Source organism: Amycolatopsis sp. BJA-103, assembly GCF_002849735.1.
Taxonomy (GTDB): Bacteria; Actinomycetota; Actinomycetes; order Mycobacteriales; family Pseudonocardiaceae; genus Amycolatopsis.
On sequence record NZ_CP017780.1, the window covers coordinates 240619 to 258216 of the forward strand.

Here is a 17598-nt window from a genome sequence, read left to right on the forward strand (position 1 = left end):
TGAAGGGGTTACCGGTTTTCATGAAGGCGCGACGGCCGCCGGGTGAACGTTTTCCCCCGGCGGCGGCGCGCTAGCCTGAACGGACGCGGGTAATCGGAAAACAATCACCGAGCCGGATCGGTCCGGCACGGTCTGCGAGGAGGATCGATGGACAACGGCAGGACCGCGGTCGTCACCGGGGCGGGCTCCGGGCTCGGCAGGGAGATCTCCCGCGCGTTACTCGGCGCCGGCTACCGGGTCGCGCTCGCCGGCCGCCGTGCGGACGCGCTGGCCGAGACCGCGGGCGGGGACCCGAAAGCGCTTCCCGTGCCCACCGATGTCGCCGACCCCGATTCCGTCGCCGCGCTGTTCGAGACGGTGCGCGCGGAGTGGGGGCGGCTGGACCTCCTGGTGAACAACGCGGGCGTGTCGGTGGGCGGGACGGTCGACGAACTGTCCTTCGCGGACTGGAAACGCGCCGTTGACACCAACCTGACCGGGATGTTCCTGTGCGCGCAGCAGGCCGTGCGGCTGATGAAGGCGCAGGATCCGCGCGGCGGCCGGATCGTCAACAACGGGTCGATCTCCGCGCACGCGCCGCGGCCCGCGTCCGTCGCCTACACCGCGACGAAACACGCGGTCACCGGGCTGACGAAGTCGATCTCCCTCGACGGCCGCGCCTGGAACGTCGCTTGTGGACAGATCGACATCGGCAACGCGGCCACCGAGATGACGCTGCGGATGGCCGACGGCATCCCGCAGGCAGACGGCGGCGTCAAGGTCGAGCCGACCTTCGACGCCCGGCACGTCGCGGACGCCGTGCTGTACATGGCAGGGCTGCCATTGGACGCGAACGTCCAGTTCCTGACCATCACGGCGACCACGATGCCGTACATCGGGCGGGGTTAAGGGATCACCTTCGCCTTCTTGAACTCGTCGAACAGCCGGAAGAACATCGACGACGTCTCGGCGTACTCGTGGAAACCGGCCCGCCGCGCCTTGGACCCGTCCGCGAACATGTCGTAGTCCCAGCTGAACACGAAGTCGGCGAAGCCCCACGACGACGAGACGGCGCTGTACGGCACCTCCAGCCCGTACTTGGCCGCGAGGGAGTCCCACAGCTCCTCCTTGTCCGCCATGACGACGTCGAGGGACATCGGCAGCGGCGGCGCCACCTCCAGCTCGAAGTACGCGGCGATCTTCGGCCAGAGTTCGCTCCAGCGGAACAGGTCGCCGTTCGCGATGTTGTACGCCTCGTTCGCCGAGCCGGTGGCCCAGGTGGTGGCCTTCGCCAGCAGTCCGGCGTCGGTCATCTCCAGGAGGCTGTCGTACGCACCCGGCTTGCCGGGGAAGCGCAGCGGCAGGCCGAGTTCCTTCGAGATCGACGCGTAGACGGCGATGGCCAGCGCCAGGTTCATCGGGTTGCCCAGCGCGGTGCCGCCGACCACCGACGGCCGGATCGCCGACCAGGTCCAGGTCTTCCCGGTCTGCCGCCGCTCGAGGAATTGCTGCTGGTCGACGTTGAACTCGGGCGGCATGTGCCCGGCGTCGTCTTCGCGCGCCGGGGTCTTGAACGGGCCGAGGTGCGCGCCGTAGACCTTGTAGCCCTGCATGAGGCTGATGTGGCGAAGGCCGGGGGCGGCGGGCTCGATCGCGTCGACGAGGTTGGTCAGCATCGCCAGGTTCGGCGGGACCAGTTCGGCCCAAGTCGGCTTGTCGACATAAGCCGCGTAGAACACGTGCGTGACGTCGTCCAGGCCGCCGAGCTTCGCGCGGGTGTCGTCCGCGTCGAGCAGGTCGACGGCGATCTGGCCCGGGCCGCCGCGCCGCGACAGGCCGATGACCCGCCAGCCGGGCTGGGTTTCGAGGTGGGCGATCAGGTTCTTGCCGATGACCCCGTTGGCTCCGGCGACCAGGGCGACCTTGCGTTCTTCGTTCATGTCACCGAGCCTGGCCCGGCGCCAGTGATAAGTCCAAGGCATAGATATCACCGCTCCGATAAGCTGTGTTCATGACCAGCCTGCGGCAGCTCGAGTACCTGGTGACCGTCGTCGACACCGGCTCCTTCACCCGCGCCGCGGAACTGCTGCACGTGACGCAGCCCGCGCTGTCGCACCAGATGCGCGCGCTGGAGAAGGGCGTCGGCGGACCGCTGCTCGAACGTCTGCCGCGCAGTGTCCGGCTCACGCCGATGGGCCGCGCCATGTTGCCGCACGCCCGCGCCACCCTCGCCGACGCCGAACGCGCGCGGTGCGCGGCCCGGCAGGCGTCCGGGCTGGAAGCCGGGGAACTGCAGATCGCCACGGTCTACTCGGTCGGTCTGGGTGTCCTGCCCGCGGCGTTGCGCGTGTGGCGCCGGGAGCGGCCGGAGGTCGACGTCCGGCTGGTGGAGTTCCGGCACGCGGACGAGCTCCGGGACGCCATGGCGGCGGGGGAGGCCGACGTCGCGGTCGGCCCGGTCCCGCCGGGCTGGGACGGGCCGGTGCGCGAGATCGGCACCGAGGAATTCGTCGTCGTCCTGCCGATCGACGGGCCGCGTGAAGACGACGGCACCGGCGTCGTCGACCTCGCGACCCTCGCCGACTGCGCGTGGGTGCATTACGCGCCGGGCAACGGCCTGGCCGATCTCGTCGACCAGGCGTGCGCCGCGGCCGGGTTCCAGCCGAGGGCCGCTGTGCGGACCGAACAGAGCGCGGCGGCCCCGGTGCTCGCCGCGGCGGGCCTCGGTCCCGCGCTCGTCCCGGCCAACGTACTGCCCGCGGGCTTTCACGGCCGCGTCCTGCGGCCCGATCCGGCGATCCGGCGCACGCTCGCCGCCTACTGCCGGAGCACACCCGACCCGCTGACCTCGGCCTTCATCGACGTCGTCGCGGGGGAGTGCACGCTCGGGTCACCGCACGGAAGCCGCTGACAGGTCCACGCCCCCGAACGGCGTCGCCTTCACTTCGCCGACCCGCTCCGCCCAGACGGCGTGCCCGTGCCCGGACCACAGCGGGGCGACCGGGAGATCCCGCAGCAACTGGTTCTCCACCAGCCGGTACACCTCGCCGCTGTCGGCGGATTCGGTCTCCTCGGCCGATTTCAGCAGGTCGGCGAACCCGTCGCTGGAGTAGCCGGTGGCCTTCACGATTTCGGACAGCACCTCCTGCGGGCTCGGTGTCATCAGGTTCAGCTCGATCGCGAACGGGCCCTGGCCGGGCTCCGGGGCGAGCGGGACGCCGATCGCCTTGGTGTCCTGTTCGGCCAGCGGGCGCAGCCAGTTCGCCGGGGACTGTCCGAAGTGGACTGGCGTGCCGGTGGGGAATTCCGCCTGGGTCACCAGAGATTTCCCGGCTCCGGCGTCGAACGTGCAGGGACGGCAAGTGCTGCTGCGCTCGCCGGGGGCGACGGCGGGCGGCAGGAGCGACTTCGCCGGGTCCACCTGCTTGCCGAGAACGCCCGCCTCCAGCGCGGCGCGGTCGATCCCGAGCGCGAAGCCGTGCCGGACGGTCGCGTCCGAGAAATGTGCCGCGGTCAAGGGGAAACCGAGGTAGGCGGCGCTGGGCAGTGCCCACATCACGTGCCGCTGCGCGAAATCCGTGTGCATGGCCTCGTGGCGATCGCTGGGGACCGCCGTGGAGAGATCGAGCTTCCCCGCCTTGACCTCGTCGTACTGCGCCGCCGCGTCCCCGGTCTTCAGCTCGATCGCGCGCGCCTTGCCCGCCGCGTCCGCCACGCGGACGAGTTTGCCGCCCGAGGGCTGCCAGTCCCCGTCCAAGCGGAAAGGCCCGTTGCCGACGGGGTGCCGGGCGAATCCCGCCCAATCACGCGAAGCCAGCACCGATCCGGGGAGCGGGACCAGTGCGGGCGACGAGAGCAGCGCCGGGACCTGCCCGGACGGGCGGTCGAGGACGAGCTTGATCGTCAGCGGGTCGGGCGCGGTGATCTCCTTGGCCCGCAAGAGATCCTTCACCACGCGCGACGCCTGCCAGTTCTCCTGGCCGATCGCCCTCCAAGTGTCCACATAGGACTTCGATGTCACCGGGGTGTCATCGTGGAACTTCCCGCCGTCCTTGAGCTTGACCGTCCACGTCGTCCGGTCGGCGCTGGTGATCGACTCGGCCGCCCGCGGGGTCGTTTTCCCTGTCGCGGGGTCGTAGTCGCCCAGCGGCGTCCACAGTGCACCGGCGAGCATCCGCCCGGACTGGTCGCGGACGTCGGCGGGCAGGAGGGTCGCCGGGGCGGCCAGGCCGACGCGAAGAACGTCCGGTGCGGGCGGTTCGCCGGATTCCGAGCAGCCCGCCGCGAGCAGGGCGGCGGCGAGGAGCGGTGCCAGAAGACGCAAGCGCATGGTCATGTCATAGCAGTCTTTGCCCCGACCAATGGCGGTTGTGCGGGCAAAGTGGTGATCATAAGGTGTGGGGATCAGCCTGGGAGGTTTCTGTGCGAGGAAACTGGTTGCTCCGTTCATGCCTGGCGATCACCACGGTCACGGTGACCCTGATCGCCACGGGCCTGCCCGCCGCCGCTTGCGGCGAGGAGGACAAACCGGCGAGTGAGAAGGTCCGGGTCGCGGGGGCACCCGGCGCGGTGAAGAACGTCAAGGCCGTCGGCAACGTGCCCGACGCGCAAGGCGCCATCGCCATGGGCTTCCTGCAGTACGGAAACCGCGACGTCATGGCCGTTTCCGGCGAATTCGGCTTGAAGGTCTACGACCTCACGAAGAACCCCACGGCGCCGAAGCTGATCGGCGAGGTCAGCCTTCCCGGTCTGTGGGAAACCGAGGACACCGAGGTCGACGTCAAACGCAAGCTGGTGTTCCTCGCGCGGGACCCGCGGGCCTACGGCGGCACCACCCAGACCGGCGAGTCCGGCATCTACATCATCGACCTCAAGAACCCGGACAAACCGGCCCTCCTGAGCTACACCAAGGTGCCCGCCGGGCACACCACCAGCTGTGTCGACGACTGCCGGTACCTCTGGACCGGCGGCCCGGCGAAGGCCGCGAACCAGCCGGCGGACTGGGGCGGCCGCCCGATCTGGGTGACCGACATCCGCGATCCGCGCAACCCCAAGACGTTCCCGAACCCGATCGAACTCGCGCGCAACGACGGCAAGACCGACTACGTGCACGACGTCCAGGTCGACGCCGAGGGCGTGGCGTGGGTGTCCGGCCGGGGCGGCGTCCGCGGCTACTGGACCAGCGGCCACCACCGCGATCCCGTGCTGGGCAAGGTCCGCCGTGCGACGGCGTTCGAACCGGTGCCCTACGCGGGCGGCGGGGTCGAGGAGACGGCGGCGCCGTCGAAGTTCATGCACAACAGCTTCCACCCGGCGGGACACCGGTCGGCCGAAGGCGCCGACTCGAACCGCTGGCGCGGCCGCGATCTCATCTACGCCACCGAGGAGAGCTTCCTCGACGGCTGCGCGGGTGACGGCGTGCTGACGATCTCGTCGCTGCAGAACTCGTACAACGGCGAAGGCTGGCGCTCGACGCCGGAGAAGCCGTTCCGCCTCAAGTCCGTCGGCACCTGGAGCGTGGCCGGGCAGGAAGGCAGCGACCCGGCGTCGGGCGACTGCTCCGCGCACTACTTCGACGTCCGCGGCAAGGTCCTCGTGCAGTCGTTCTACTCGCAGGGCACACGCTTCCTCGACGTCAGCGACCCGACCGACCCGAAGCAGATCGCCTACTTCCGGCCGGCGGACGCCGCCGCGTGGGCGCCGTACTGGCACAAGGGTTACGTCTACGTCGCCGACAACACTCGCGGAATCGACATCCTGAAGCTCACCGCCTGAGCGAAGATGTCCCCATGCGCACTGTGGGGAAGACATGGGTGATCACGGCCGCGGTCGTCCTGACCGCGGCCTGCACCTCGCCGCCGCCGCCCAAGGAACCGGTCGTGTCCACCGATCCGGCGCCGGTCGCCGAGGAGTTCCCCGAGGTCGGCGAGATCGTCGAGGCGTCCTGGGTCGAGGAGAGGATGGGCGTCTCCGAAGGCCGCATCGAGGCGCCCGGTCCGACAGATCTCCGGTTGTCCGCGGTGGTGAAGCTGCGTCCCGAAGCCGTGTCGAGGGTGATGGCCGGCAAGAACTGCCACGCCGGTGCTCCGGTCGCACCGGAACCGCTGAAGGCGCTCCTGCCCACCGGTGTCGCGTGGCTCTCCTGCGAGCTCCCCATGACCACCAAGTCACGGACCGCGTTCGTGGTCGCCGGTTCCGAGCAGGCCTTTCTGACCTATACGACGATGTAGCGAAATCGTGCGGAACCGGTGATCATCGGTCACGGTGGCCGCATACGCCGTTCCTAGCTTGGCGTCATGACCACCTTGCTCGAACGGGCCCAGGTTCCCGCTCTTGAGAAGACCCCGCGGCGGAGTCTCACGGCACTGTTCGGGATCGCCGTCGGTATCGCCGCGTACACCGGGTTCCGGCTGCCGGGGGACTGGGCGGTGACCCTGCAGGCGGTCTCCCTCACCGACGGTTTCCACCGGCGTTTCTTCGTCGGTACGCTCCTGAAGCCGTTCGGGCACGACTACCTGGTCTTCGCGATCGCGAGCTTCGCCGTCCTCGGCGCGGTGCTGGCGGCCCTGACGATCGCGTTCTTCGGCAGCCGTACCGAAAGCAGACGGCTGCTGGTCGTCGCCTGGCTCCTGCTGCCGACCGGCGGTTACTTGTTCCACGAGGTCGGCTACTTCGACCAGGTGCTGTACCTCCTGCTTTTCGGGGCTCTGTGGGTGTTGCACCGGAACCGGCCGGTGCTCGCGAGCGCGCTGATGGCGCTTTCGGTGACAGTGCACGAAATCGCTTTGCTCACCGTGCTGCCGGTGTTCGGTTTCGTCCTGCTGCGGCGGTTCCCGTTCCGGCGCGCTTGCGCGCTGCTCGCCCCGGCCGCGGGCCTCGGCCTGCTGATCCTCGTGCTGCCGCCCGCCGCGCCCGGTACCGTCGACCGGCTCCGGCAGGAACTGTCCACAACGGACTTCGCCTACCGCGCCGACGCGCTGGACCTGTTCGGGCGCACGCAGGCCGAGAGCTGGCGGATGTACTCGATCACCGACGTGCTGCTGTACCTGCTGCCGATCGCGATCGTGGTGGTCGGCGGCTTCCTGTACCTGCACCGCCCGACGCTCGCGGCCATGCTGCCCGTCGCCGCGATCGTGGCACCGACGCTGCTCGCGTTCGGCGGCTGGGACGACGCGCGCTGGGGCTTCCTGCTGGTGACCAATTTCGCGGTCGTGCTGTGGCTCTGGCTCGGTCGCCGCGAAGTGACGGCACGCCAGGTCACCGTGCTGACCGCGTTGTTCCTGATCCTCACGCACGTCCCGACGCCGTACTTCGACGGCTACGCGCCACGCGGGCTCACGCTGGTGACACCCGTGGAAGACTTACGGTGAAGACGGCGCCGCGGTCGTTGTGCGCGGTGATCTCCCCGCCGTGGATCAGGGCGTTCTCCCGCGCGATCGACAGCCCCAGCCCGCTGCCTTCGGTCGCTTGACGCGCGTGATCGCCCCGCACGAACCGGTCGAACAGGATCGGGAGCAGTTCCCCGGGGATACCCGGCCCGGAATCGGCGACCCGGATCGTCACCGCGCCGGCGGTGCCCGCCAAGGTCACGGTGATCGGGGTCCGGCCGTGCCGGACGGCGTTGACCAGGAGGTTGCCCACGATGGTGTGCACGCGGCGCGGGTCGGCGACGACGGTCGTGTCCCCGATGCTCGTCACCTCGACGGTCGTTCCCGGCACGCTGACCTCGATCGCGTCCTCGACCAGCGCGGGCAACTCGACCGGTTCGGGCCGGAAGTCCGCGGACCCCGCGTCGAACCGGGAGATCTCCATCAGATCCTCGAGGAGCCGCGCCAGCCGCCGGGTCTGCGTTCCGAGCAGTTCGGTCGCGCGGGTCCGGGTTTCGGGGGTGGCGCTGTCGAGCGTCTCGACCGTGGCGACCATCGAGGCGAGCGGGGTCCGGAGGTCGTGGGCGACGTCGGCGACGAACCGCTGCTGCTGGCGGTCTTTGGCGCGCAGGTCTTCGATCGCCGTGCCGACGCGATCGGCCATCGTGTTGAACGACGCGGCGAGGTCGGCGAGCTCGTCGCGGCCCTTCACCGGGACGCGCACGTCGAAGGCACCGTCACCCAGTTCGCGGGCGGCGGAGGCGACGCGCAGTACCGGCCGCCGGATCCGGCCCGCGGCGAAGACGGCGGCCACCACACCGAGGACGGTGACGCCGAGCGCGATGTACACCAGCTTCCACCGCTGGACCGCCAAGTCCTGCTCGAACAGCGTGAGGTCGAAGTACTGCACCACCCAATACGCGACGAAGTTCGCGCTCACCACGAGGAGGCTGCGGCCGGTCAGCGGATCGATCGCGATCGTCGACAGCAGTTTCCCCGGACCTGTGGTCCGCAGGAGGACCACGTCCTTCACGCTTTCCAACGCGGCCCTTCGGTCGGGAGGATTCGCGTTCCTGGTGCCGGTCGTCCAATCGAAGCTCTGTGAGGAGGACTTGACGACCTCGGGAGGTCCTTCGGGCGCCTTGAAATCGTCGTTGGTCAGCTGGGGATGGCTGGTGACGAGCATCCAGTCCACCGCCGCCGTGTCCATGCCCTGGGAGAAGTGCTCCAAGGCGGCGATATCGCCGGCCATGAACTGTTGGAGATGGGGCCATGCCTGCCCGAACATCGCTCCGAACGACGTTTTCGCCGCGGCGGTGAACCTGTCGCGCGCGTCGTCCTCCTGGATTTTGGCCGCGGTGAAGGCCATGACGGCCGTCGCCGTCGTGGTCACCACCACGACCGCCGCGGTCACCCTGGCACGCAGCCCGACCTTCATGCGCTCACCAGCCGGTAACCGAGTCCGCGCACCGTCTTCAGCACGACGGGATTCGCCGGATCGTCCTCGATCTTGGCCCGCAGCCGCGCGACGGCCGCGTCGACGATCCGGGAGTCGCCGACGTAGCCGTAGTCCCAGACCCGTTTCAGCAGCGTCTGCCTGCTCAGCACCTGGTTCGGATGCTCCGCGAACTCGACGAGCAGCCGGATCTCGGTCGCGGTGAGCGCCAGTTCGACGCCGTCACGGGTCACGCTCATCGCGGCGGCGTCGATCTCCAGCCGCCCCACCCGCAACAGGCCGGCCGACGGCCCGGGGGCGGTGACGGCGCGACGCCCGATCGCCTTGATCCGCGCGTCGATCACCCGCGGTTCGGCGGGTTTGACCACGTAGTCGTCGGCGCCGCATTCCAGCCCGGCGACGATGTCGATCGGGTCGCCGCGGGCGGTCAGCAGGACCAGCGGCAACCGGCTGCGCGCGCGGATCCGGCGGCAGACCTCGAAGCCGTCCATGCCGGGCAGCATGACGTCGAGCAGCACGAAGTCGAGTTCGAGCCGGTCGGTGAACAGCACTTCCAGTGCCCGCTCCCCGGTCGGGGCGACGACGACGTCGTGCCCGAGGGCCTTCAGCGCGAGTGTGAGCGCTTCGGCCAGGGCTTCGTCGTCTTCGACGAGCAGGATGCGCGGCATGGGTCCCCCAAGATCGAAAGGCTCACCGATCGTAAGGGCGCCTCGTCGCACTTGCCCGGAGTCGCGGCGGAACCGTCGCAAAGCCGTGCGGTCTCGTCACAAACGGCGGCTGAAGGGGACTTTCCCCGCATGCGATGCGGGGAAAGCGCCCTTCGCCGCGTGAGATGAGGGGAAAGTCCCCTTCAGCCTCAGGCGAGCAACTCCTGCAGTTCCTCGATGGCGGTGGCGAGCTCCGACGCGAACAGTTCCATCTCGTGTGCCACGTGCTTCGGCGTGCACAGGTAGATGTTGAGGCTGTCCGGCAGCAGCACGTACGCGATGCCGATGCACTGCGGGCTGGTCGATCCGAAACCGAAGTACCGGATGTTCACCGACGGCGCCGAGCTGGTGCTCAGGTAGTCGTCGCGCATCTTCAGCCAGCCCGGTGACGAGTACAGCGCCGGTGATCCCTCGACGCCCCGTCGCTTCTGGATCAGCTGCAGCTCCCACAAATGCTGCTCCGGAGCGTCGCCTGCCTGACACTCCTTCGCCCGCGTGACGTGTTTCGCCGCCGCCGCGCGGAAGGCCGACTGACGGGTCTGCCGATCCGCGTTCGAGTCGTCCATCACGTGGGCGAACCACAGCACCTCGGGCGTCACCACGCGCATCGCCTCGGTGCGCCCGTTCTGGTACTGCCGCGTCGCGATCGACTCGTACGTCGCGCCGGTGATCCCCTTCGCGCGCTTGTGCGCGAGTTGGTACGCCATCTGCGCGAAGCCGTCGGGGGACATCCCCAGCTCCTTCGCCCGCTTCGCGCCGAAGTTGGTGAAGGACACCGTCTTCGTAGCGGTCGCGTCGGCGTACGCGGCGAAGGACGCGGCGGCGGCACGCGCGTCTTCGCGCAACGCGTCGCCCAGGACGAACTCGATGACCTCGGACGCCGGGACGCCGTCGGCGGGCGGCCGCTCCAGCCGCGTTCCGCTCAGCAGCGCGTCGGTGAACCCGAGGATCGTGGTCCCGTCCAGCTCACAGTGCTCGACGTTGATCCCCGCCGTGCCGTCCTCGAACACGATCAGCGAGACGGCCTTGTCGAACCAGCGGTTGCCGCTGTCACCGTGCAGCAGCTTGTCGCACGCCTCCTGCGTGCCCGACGGCGTGAAGTCCTCCAGGCACAGGCAGAACAACGCGGTCTCGATGTCGTCGAGCGCGGCCGCGTTGCCGGCGGCGAGCAGCGATTCCCGCGTCGCCGCCCACTCCGCCCTCGCCTTGGTGGTGAAATGCCCGGCGGCGGTTTCCGGGTCCTCGACGAAGTTCCCCGACTTCACGACCGCCTGCAACCCCGCGACCAGCTGTTCGGGGGAGTACGGGCGGCCGTCGGGCGCGATGACGTCCATCCGGAACGGGGTGTCGCGGTGGAAGACCACGATGTGCCGCGCCCGCGACGGCCCCGGCCGGTCTTCGCGGTACGGCGTCCGCGCGGTGTCCTGCACGGCGCCGGGGATCCGCGTCGCCGAAAACAGGTACTTGTGCTGCACCATCGACTGCGGCTGCCCGCGCAGCACGATCGGCGGCACCAGTTCCTCGTCGAGCTTCAGCTTGTAGTCCACCGCCGACGCGGCCAGTTCGGCCGCCCGCTCCAGCTGTCCCAGCGGGGATTCGGTGAACAGGAAGAAGAAGTTCGCGTTGAGCGCGATCCGGTCGCGACGGCCGAGGTACCGGTACGGCCAGAAGGTGTCGAGCCAGCTTCGGACGCCTTCGCGGCTGTCGAACGCTTCGAGCGCGCTCTGCAGTTCGTGCGCAGGGCTTCCTTCCGCGAGGAACTCGGCGACGGCGCCTTCGGTCTCCGCGAGCTCACCGGGGGTGAGCAGCGGCGAGCACCACTCGAGGAACCGGCGGCAGGTGTCCTCCAGGCTGGGGACGGGGACCCGCGGCAGGACCTCCTCGTTGCCGAACGTGCGGGTGGACAGTTCCGGACTGCTCACGGTCATCCTTGATCTCGAAGGGGAAGGGTGTTCAGCGCGGAGGCGAGCCCGCCCGCCGCGCCGTTCGGGCGGGAGACGAACAGCCGCGCGTACAGCCGGCCGTCGGCCTCCAGCCCACGCGGGTCGACGCCCGCGACGGACAGGTTGTCCAGGATCTGGGTCCGTTCCTCTTCCGAAGCGAACTTCCGCTGCCGGAAGACACCGTCGACCCCGGCCGTGTCGTACTCCAGATCGGTGAGGCTCGCGGCGACCGGTTCGTAGGAGAACATCCGGAGCACGAAATGCGCCATCCATGGCCGGCTTTCCCGCGCGATCCGGACGAGGGTCTTTTCCGTGACGTAGCCGATGCAGCCGGTCGAGACGACGATGTCGACGTCGGCCAGCAGCGCGCGCTGCTCCTCCGTCGGGTCTTCGCTCTCCAGATCGGCGTGGATCGCTTCGTCGATGAAGCCCGCAGCGAGCGCGTACTCCAGGGCAGGTGCGGAGGAATCGAGCCCGATGAAGCGGACTCCGTCGCCGACGGCGAGCCTCTCGACCATCCGCCGATCGTGCGCGATCAGGTCTTCCCTGCTCAACGACTCGCCATCGGTGTAATGGTCGTACAGCCGCTCCATCGAGGTGTCACATCGGTACAGCGCCGCGTTGACGCCGTACGAGCAGCCGAGGTCGAGCACCGTCGGGACCTTGACGTCCCGCTCGGCGCGGTACTCGTCGATCAGTTTCGCGAAATAAGCCTTGGCCTGCTGGGGGATGTCGTAGTCCAGCCTGCGCAAGGTGCCGAAGAAGGCGCGCGGATCGGGCTCGGTGTAGATGTGGTCGAAGGAGATCTTGCCGGTCGAATCCAAAGGCACGGGCCGGGCTCCTGACTTAGTCGAGCAGCTGATCGCCCCGGACGGCCGCTGAAGCGACGTGTTCGGGCAGGACCCGGCCGAACAGCTGTCTAGTCCGCTCCGGACTGCCGATGACCCCAGGACGCTCGCTGTAGGCGAAGATCGCGGAATGGCGTGCTGTTGCGCCTTGAACACTACTCACGCGGTGCAGGGCGAAGCGTCCGCGAAACAGCTGAAGATCACCGGGACGCAGAGTGAGCCGTCGGATCAGGTGATCTCCTTCGCCCGACAGGACGGCACGGACATCGTCGAAGTTCTCCGCCGTTTCGGAGCGGATGTTCGGACAATATTCGAAGACACCGCCGTCGGCGGCCTCCTGCGTGAGCATGCTGACGGTGTAGGAGTTGGTGTCGAAATGCCACGGATGCGAGCGGCCCGGTTCGATCACGTTGAGCACCAGCCCGGACAGCGGGTCGGCGAGTTCGTGGAGGGCGGGGAGTTCGAAGCAGTCGGCGACGAAGCGCTGGAACTCGTGGCTCGCGTACAGCTGCTGGATGACCGCGGTCGCCGGGATCTGGTCGCGTGCCACGAAGGCGTTGCCGCGTTCCATGATCGTGCGGCCGGGATGGCCTTCCGGTAGCGGAGTGTCGATGGCGATGTTGTAGGCGTTGACGCGTTCGACCTTCGCGTACGCCTCCGGAGCGATCTGCGCGCCTTCGTGGCGAAGGACGTCACGCAACTCCGGGCGGATGAAGTCGGCGAGCACACTGCATCCCGTTTCCCGCAGTTCGGCGCGGGTCCGGGAGACGATTTCGCGCCAAGCCGGGCTTCCTGGTTCGGACAACGGATAGCGGGCGGTGTCGGCCACCTGGACTGCGCTCGCGGTCATCGTCGTCCTCTCGGCTGCCCGGAAGTGATTCTCGGGTTTAGCACAGAAAACGCCGAGGGTCCCCGCTCCTTGTGATCGGTGACACACGCAAAGTGAAGGCCCCCTTCGCCACGCTGTGCGCGGAGAAGGGGGCCTTCGCGGGTTATTCGTCAGGAAGTGACAAGCGGCAGCAGCGGCCGCCGGACCGCGGTCGCGACGCCGTCCGACGCCTCGGCCGCGGCGATCCGTTCCGCCGTCGGCGTGCCGTATTCGGTGGTCCGCTGCCGCAGCGGACGCCCCAGCGGTTCGACCATCGAGCGCATGTCGCTGATCGTCTTGTACGACCCGTTGGCCGCACCCGCCATCCGGCTGATCGTCTCCTCCATCAGCGTCCCGCCGATGTCGTTGACCCCGCCCTGGAGCACCGCGCGGCTGCCCTCTTCGCCGAGTTTCACCCAGGAACTCTGGATGTTGTCGATCATCCCGTGCAGCAGCAGCCGGGACAGCGCGTGCACCGCGCGGTTCTCGCGCAGCGTCGTGCCCGCCCTGGCGAGCCCGGCGAGGTAGATCGGCGAGCTCTGGTGGATGAACGGCAGCAGCACGAACTCGCTGAACCCGCGCCGCCCGTTGCGTTCCAGGCCTTCCCGCTGCAGTTTCGCCAGCAGCTTCAGGTGCCCGACCCAGTGCGCGGGAGTGTCGACGTGGCCGTACATCATCGTCGACGTCGTCGTGATGCCGAGCTTGTGCGCGGTGGTGACGACGTTGATCCATTCCGACGTCGGCAGCTTGCCCTTCGTCAGCACCCAGCGGACGTCGTCGTCGAGGATCTCCGCCGCCGTGCCCGGCAGCGAGTCGACGCCGGACGCCTTCGCCTGGGCGAGCCAGTCCTCGATCGAGAGGTTCGTCCGCGAAGCGCCGTTGACGACCTCCATCGGGCTGTAGGAGTGCAGGTGGATGCCGGGCTGACGCCGTTTCACCTCGGCCGCGAGATCGAAGTACGCGGTACCCGGCAGATCCGGGTGAATGCCGCCCTGCATGCAGATCTCGGTCGCGCCCGCGGCCCACGCCTCGTCGACCCGGTCGCCGACCTGCTCCAGCGAAAGCGTGTACGCGTCGGCGTCGGTGCGCCGCTGGGCGAACGCGCAGAACCGGCAGCCGGTGTAGCAGACGTTGGTGAAGTTGATGTTCCGCGTGACCACGAAGGTGACGTCGTCGCCGTTCACCTCGCGGCGCAGGTCGTCGGCGATCTCGGTGAACGCGTCGAGCTCCGGGCCGTCGGCGTGCAGCAGCGCCAGAGCCTCGTCGTCCGAAAGCCCGGCGGGGTTCTTTTCCGCGCTGCGCAAGGCATCCCGGATGTCGGTGTCGAACCGCTGCGGCGCGGTCTTGATGTTGCCCTTGATCTCGTCCCAGTCGCCGTAGACCGAGTCGAAGTCACTGCGGCGGTCTTCCGTCCGCCCGACGGTGTCGACCTCGACGTGCAGATCGGTGCGCCCGGCCTCCTTCCAGCCGCCGTCCGGCTCCTGCCACGGGATGCCCACCGGGATGGCCTCTTCGATCGCGAGCCCGGTCTCGGTGTCGGTCAGCGGCGCGAGATGCGCGTTCATCCGCGGGTCCAGCCACGGCTCGCCGGTCTTGACGTATTCCGGGTAGATCGGGAGCCGCTCGCGCACGGTGAACCCGAGCGCTTCGGTGCGGCGCTTGAGCTCGTCGATCTGCGGCCACGCGCGTTCGGGGTTCACGTGGTCGGGGGTCAGCGGGGAGACGCCGCCCCAGTCGTCGATGCCGGCGTTCAGCATCAGTTCGTACTGCTGGCCGATCAGGTTCGGCGGCGCCTGGATGCGCATCCGCGGCCCGAGCACGAGCCGCGCGACGGCGATGGTCGCGGCGAGCTCCTCGAGGTCGGCGTCCGGGGTCGCGCGCATCTTCGTGTCCGGCTTCGCGCGGAAGTTCTGCACGATGACTTCCTGGATGCCGCCGTAGGTCTTGGCGACCTTGCGGATGGCGAACAACGTGTCGGCGCGCTCTTCGAAGTTCTCGCCGATGCCGATCAGGATGCCCGTCGTGAACGGCACCGAGCTGCGGCCGGCGTCTTCGAGAACGCGCAGGCGGACGTCGGGGTCCTTGTCGGGCGAGCCGTAGTGAGGGCCGCCCTTCTCGGTGTAGAGCCGCTTCGCGGTCGTCTCGAGCATCATGCCCATCGACGCCGAAACCGGCTTGAGCCGCTGGAAGTCCTGCCAGGTCAGCACGCCCGGGTTGAGATGCGGCAGTACGCCGGTCTCTTCAAGGACCCGGATCGCCATCGCCCGGACGTAGGACAGCGTGTCGTCGTAGCCGTGGGCGTCGAGCCAGTCCTTCGCCGCCGTCCAGCGGTCCTCCGGACGGTCGCCGAGGGTGAACAGCGCCTCCTTGACGCCCATCGCGGCACCCTTGCGCGCGATGTCGAGGACCTCGTCGGGGGAGAGGAACGGCGATTCGACCCGGCCCGGGACGGTCGCGAAAGTGCAGTAGCCACAGCGATCCCGGCACAACCGGGTCAGCGGGATGAACACCGAACGGCTGTAGGTGACCACGCCGGGACGGCCGGCCGCGACGAGCCCGGCGTCACGGACGCGGGAAGCGTGGTCGGACAGTGTCTTGAGATCGTCACCGCGCGCCTGGAGCAGGATCGAGGCCTCGGTGAGGTCGAGGGTCTTCCCATCGCGCGCCCTGGCGAGCGCACGGCGCATCGCCGAGGTGGTGGGGGCGGTCGCGTCAGCGGGGGATGCCATTCCCGCACGCTATGGCCGGACTCGCTCCAGCTGCCAGTGCGCATCCCGCCACCGTGTCACCCACGTGGGTATCGTCACTGTTTCCGCTGGTCAGAGCGCGATCTTGGTTGCCGATCAGTGGGCCGGAGTGTATTACCTAAAGTGTGGCTTCGGTGATCGGCAAGAAGGTCGGCGGGCGGACGTACTACTACCTCGTCACCTCCGCCAGGGTCGACGGCGAGCCCCGCGTGGTGTCCCAGCGCTACCTCGGCACGGCCGAAGAGATCGGGCGCGCGATGGACGGCGACGTCTCCGCGCCCGGCGAAGCGCGGCACCGGACCTTCGGCGACGTCGCGGCCGTGTGGGCCACTTTGCGGCGGCTCGGTTTCGTCCGCAGGGTCGACGAAGCCGTCGGAGCCCAGCGCGCCGAGACCACCTTGGGCTCGCATCTCGCGCTCGCCGTCCTGCACCGGGCGACGGCGCCGGACACGGACCTGGCTTCCTGGTGGGAAGACGGCGTCGCGCGCGAGTTCCTGAAGGCCGACCTGGCGAATCACTGGCGAGCGCTGCAACGCCTCACCCCGGAACGGATCACGCGGATCGAGACCGCCGTCGCTGAAGCGGTGCTCTCGGCGCTGGGGACGGGGAACGCCGCGCTCGCCGTCGACGTGCCGCAGTTCGCCACCTTCACCACGGCCGACCCCTGCCGTTGCGAACTCGCCGGCCTCGGCCTGGTGGTCACCAAGGACGGCGCGATCCCGCTGGCGTCGCACACGTACCCGAGGGAAGGGGCACCGCCGTTCGCCGCGCTCGCGGACGACCTCCGGGAGCGGTACCCGGCGGGCGACGTCACGCTGGTCTTCACCGCCGGTCAGGCCGCGCAACTGGACCTCGGACGGCATTTCGTCGGCGCGCTCCCGCTTGCGGACCACCCGGACCTGCTGGCGAAACCGGCGTCCGCGCGCAAACCCGTCGATCCGGTGCGCTTCGCCGGGCTGACCGCCTTCGACACCAGAGCCGTGGTCGGGGGCGTGCGGCGGCGCGTGATCCTGACGCATTCGGAGATCCTGCACAACGCGCAGGCCCGGGCGTTCGGCGACGAACTCGGCACCGCGACCCGCGAGCTCGCCGGCCTCGGCGCCGCACTCGCCGCGGGCACCTACCGGGGAGACCGCGGCCAGGTGAACGCCGAAATCGCGCGGATCACGCGCGGCCGCCGCGTCGAGCGGGTGCTCTCACCTTCCCTGGCGGGCACCAGGCCGGGGGAGATCCGGCTGACGTGGAAGGTGGACGACGCCGCCGTGTCCCGGCTGCGCGACGAGTTCTTCGGCAAGCAGGTGCTGGTCACCGACCACGACTGGCCGGTGTCCGAGGTCGTCACCGCCTACCGCGCCCGGACGCACCTCGACTCGACGTTCCGCTGGCTGACCGGCTCCGCCGTCGCCGGTCCGGCCCCGCGCTGGGACTGGACCCCGCACCGGATCGCCGTCCACACGCTGGTGACGGTGCTCGCGTCGACGGTCACGCACCTCATGCGGCGCGAGGCCGACCGGGCGGGGATGAACCTGTCGGTCCGCGAGTTGATGGACAGTCTGGCGGGGATCGGGGAGACGGTGCTGCGGTATCCGTCCACCGGCGGCCGCCCGCGGACGCGGCGCCTGCTGACCGAGCGGAGCCCGGAACAGCAGGCGCTCTTCGACCTCTTCGGTCTCTAGCCCAGAC

At 69.3% G+C, this 17598-nt stretch carries 14 protein-coding genes; 6 read left to right on the top strand and 8 right to left on the bottom strand.

What is annotated here, in order from left to right; translation table 11 throughout:
- The first annotated feature begins 147 nt into the window (after window positions 1-147).
- Window positions 148-888: an SDR family oxidoreductase gene (locus BKN51_RS01220; RefSeq protein ID WP_101605846.1), complete on the top strand. Its 741-nt coding sequence runs from the start codon at window positions 148-150 to the stop codon at window positions 886-888.
- Here the strand turns inward: BKN51_RS01220 and BKN51_RS01225 are convergent.
- Complete coding sequence (locus BKN51_RS01225; RefSeq protein WP_101605847.1) at window positions 885-1919, bottom strand: SDR family oxidoreductase; 1035 nt, start codon at window positions 1917-1919, stop codon at window positions 885-887. The two genes, BKN51_RS01220 and BKN51_RS01225, sit on opposite strands and share 4 nt — an antisense overlap.
- 71 nt (window positions 1920-1990) lie before the next feature.
- Here BKN51_RS01225 and BKN51_RS01230 point away from each other — a divergent pair, with 71 nt between their 5' ends.
- Entirely contained in the window at window positions 1991-2890 is a 900-nt protein-coding gene (locus BKN51_RS01230; protein WP_101612991.1) for a LysR family transcriptional regulator, read from the top strand.
- Here BKN51_RS01230 and BKN51_RS01235 read toward each other — a convergent pair.
- Window positions 2870-4315 carry a peptide ABC transporter substrate-binding protein gene (locus BKN51_RS01235; protein ID WP_101605848.1) on the bottom strand — a complete coding sequence of 482 codons (1446 nt, stop codon included), beginning with the start codon at window positions 4313-4315 and terminating at the stop codon, window positions 2870-2872. The two genes, BKN51_RS01230 and BKN51_RS01235, sit on opposite strands and share 21 nt — an antisense overlap.
- 101 nt (window positions 4316-4416) lie before the next feature.
- Between BKN51_RS01235 and BKN51_RS01240 the strand changes: the two genes are divergently transcribed.
- The 3 genes from BKN51_RS01240 (at window position 4417) to BKN51_RS01250 (ending at window position 7349) form a co-directional block, all read left to right on the top strand.
- A complete protein-coding gene (locus BKN51_RS01240) occupies window positions 4417-5754 on the top strand; it encodes an LVIVD repeat-containing protein (RefSeq protein WP_101605849.1) in 1338 nt (445 codons plus the stop codon).
- Between the two features lie 14 nt (window positions 5755-5768).
- The gene (locus BKN51_RS01245) at window positions 5769-6209 is read left to right on the top strand and encodes a hypothetical protein (protein WP_101605850.1); all 441 of its coding nucleotides are present in this window, start codon (window positions 5769-5771) and stop codon (window positions 6207-6209) included.
- 66 nt (window positions 6210-6275) lie between these two features.
- Window positions 6276-7349: a hypothetical protein gene (locus BKN51_RS01250; RefSeq protein WP_101605851.1), complete on the top strand. Its 1074-nt coding sequence runs from the start codon at window positions 6276-6278 to the stop codon at window positions 7347-7349.
- On the opposite strand, the gene BKN51_RS01255 is transcribed toward BKN51_RS01250, so the two are convergent.
- The 6 genes from BKN51_RS01255 to BKN51_RS01280 all read right to left on the bottom strand — a co-directional run bounded on the left by BKN51_RS01255 (window position 7315) and on the right by BKN51_RS01280 (window position 15855).
- Complete coding sequence (locus tag BKN51_RS01255; protein WP_101605852.1) at window positions 7315-8784, bottom strand: sensor histidine kinase; 1470 nt, start codon at window positions 8782-8784, stop codon at window positions 7315-7317. The genes BKN51_RS01250 and BKN51_RS01255 overlap by 35 nt on opposite strands.
- Window positions 8781-9470 carry a response regulator transcription factor gene (locus BKN51_RS01260; RefSeq protein ID WP_101605853.1) on the bottom strand — a complete coding sequence of 230 codons (690 nt, stop codon included), beginning with the start codon at window positions 9468-9470 and terminating at the stop codon, window positions 8781-8783. The genes BKN51_RS01255 and BKN51_RS01260 overlap by 4 nt, the downstream gene beginning before the upstream one ends.
- A 188-nt stretch (window positions 9471-9658) precedes the next feature.
- Window positions 9659-11437, bottom strand: a complete 1779-nt coding sequence (locus BKN51_RS01265) for a choline/carnitine O-acyltransferase (RefSeq protein ID WP_168214237.1) — start codon at window positions 11435-11437, stop codon at window positions 9659-9661.
- Window positions 11434-12282 (bottom strand): class I SAM-dependent methyltransferase, encoded by an 849-nt coding sequence (locus tag BKN51_RS01270; protein WP_174720382.1) that lies wholly within the window; start codon window positions 12280-12282, stop codon window positions 11434-11436. Before BKN51_RS01270 ends, BKN51_RS01265 begins: the two co-directional genes overlap by 4 nt.
- Window positions 12283-12298: 16 nt before the next feature.
- Window positions 12299-13150: a HalD/BesD family halogenase gene (locus BKN51_RS01275; RefSeq protein WP_101605854.1), complete on the bottom strand. Its 852-nt coding sequence runs from the start codon at window positions 13148-13150 to the stop codon at window positions 12299-12301.
- Between the two features lie 149 nt (window positions 13151-13299).
- Window positions 13300-15855: a bifunctional FO biosynthesis protein CofGH gene (locus BKN51_RS01280; protein WP_233224297.1), complete on the bottom strand. Its 2556-nt coding sequence runs from the start codon at window positions 15853-15855 to the stop codon at window positions 13300-13302.
- Window positions 15856-16040: 185 nt separating this feature from the next.
- On the opposite strand from BKN51_RS01280, the gene BKN51_RS01285 reads away from it, so the two are divergent.
- On the top strand, window positions 16041-17591 hold the full coding sequence (locus BKN51_RS01285) for an IS1634 family transposase (protein ID WP_101605856.1): 1551 nt from the start codon (window positions 16041-16043) through the stop codon (window positions 17589-17591).
- Window positions 17592-17598: the final 7 nt, after the last annotated feature.

Coding starts and splice junctions, on each gene's coding strand:
- BKN51_RS01250 (WP_101605851.1), top strand. CDS start 6,276: ATGACCACCTTGCTCGAACGGGCCCAGGTTCCCGCTCTTGAGAAGACC.
- BKN51_RS01260 (WP_101605853.1), bottom strand. CDS start 9,470: ATGCCGCGCATCCTGCTCGTCGAAGACGACGAAGCCCTGGCCGAAGCG.
- BKN51_RS01245 (WP_101605850.1), top strand. CDS start 5,769: ATGCGCACTGTGGGGAAGACATGGGTGATCACGGCCGCGGTCGTCCTG.
- BKN51_RS01275 (WP_101605854.1), bottom strand. CDS start 13,150: ATGACCGCGAGCGCAGTCCAGGTGGCCGACACCGCCCGCTATCCGTTG.
- BKN51_RS01220 (WP_101605846.1), top strand. CDS start 148: ATGGACAACGGCAGGACCGCGGTCGTCACCGGGGCGGGCTCCGGGCTC.
- BKN51_RS01230 (WP_101612991.1), top strand. CDS start 1,991: ATGACCAGCCTGCGGCAGCTCGAGTACCTGGTGACCGTCGTCGACACC.
- BKN51_RS01265 (WP_168214237.1), bottom strand. CDS start 11,437: ATGACCGTGAGCAGTCCGGAACTGTCCACCCGCACGTTCGGCAACGAG.
- BKN51_RS01225 (WP_101605847.1), bottom strand. CDS start 1,919: ATGAACGAAGAACGCAAGGTCGCCCTGGTCGCCGGAGCCAACGGGGTC.
- BKN51_RS01255 (WP_101605852.1), bottom strand. CDS start 8,784: ATGAAGGTCGGGCTGCGTGCCAGGGTGACCGCGGCGGTCGTGGTGGTG.
- BKN51_RS01235 (WP_101605848.1), bottom strand. CDS start 4,315: ATGACCATGCGCTTGCGTCTTCTGGCACCGCTCCTCGCCGCCGCCCTG.
- BKN51_RS01280 (WP_233224297.1), bottom strand. CDS start 15,855: ATGCGCCGTGCGCTCGCCAGGGCGCGCGATGGGAAGACCCTCGACCTC.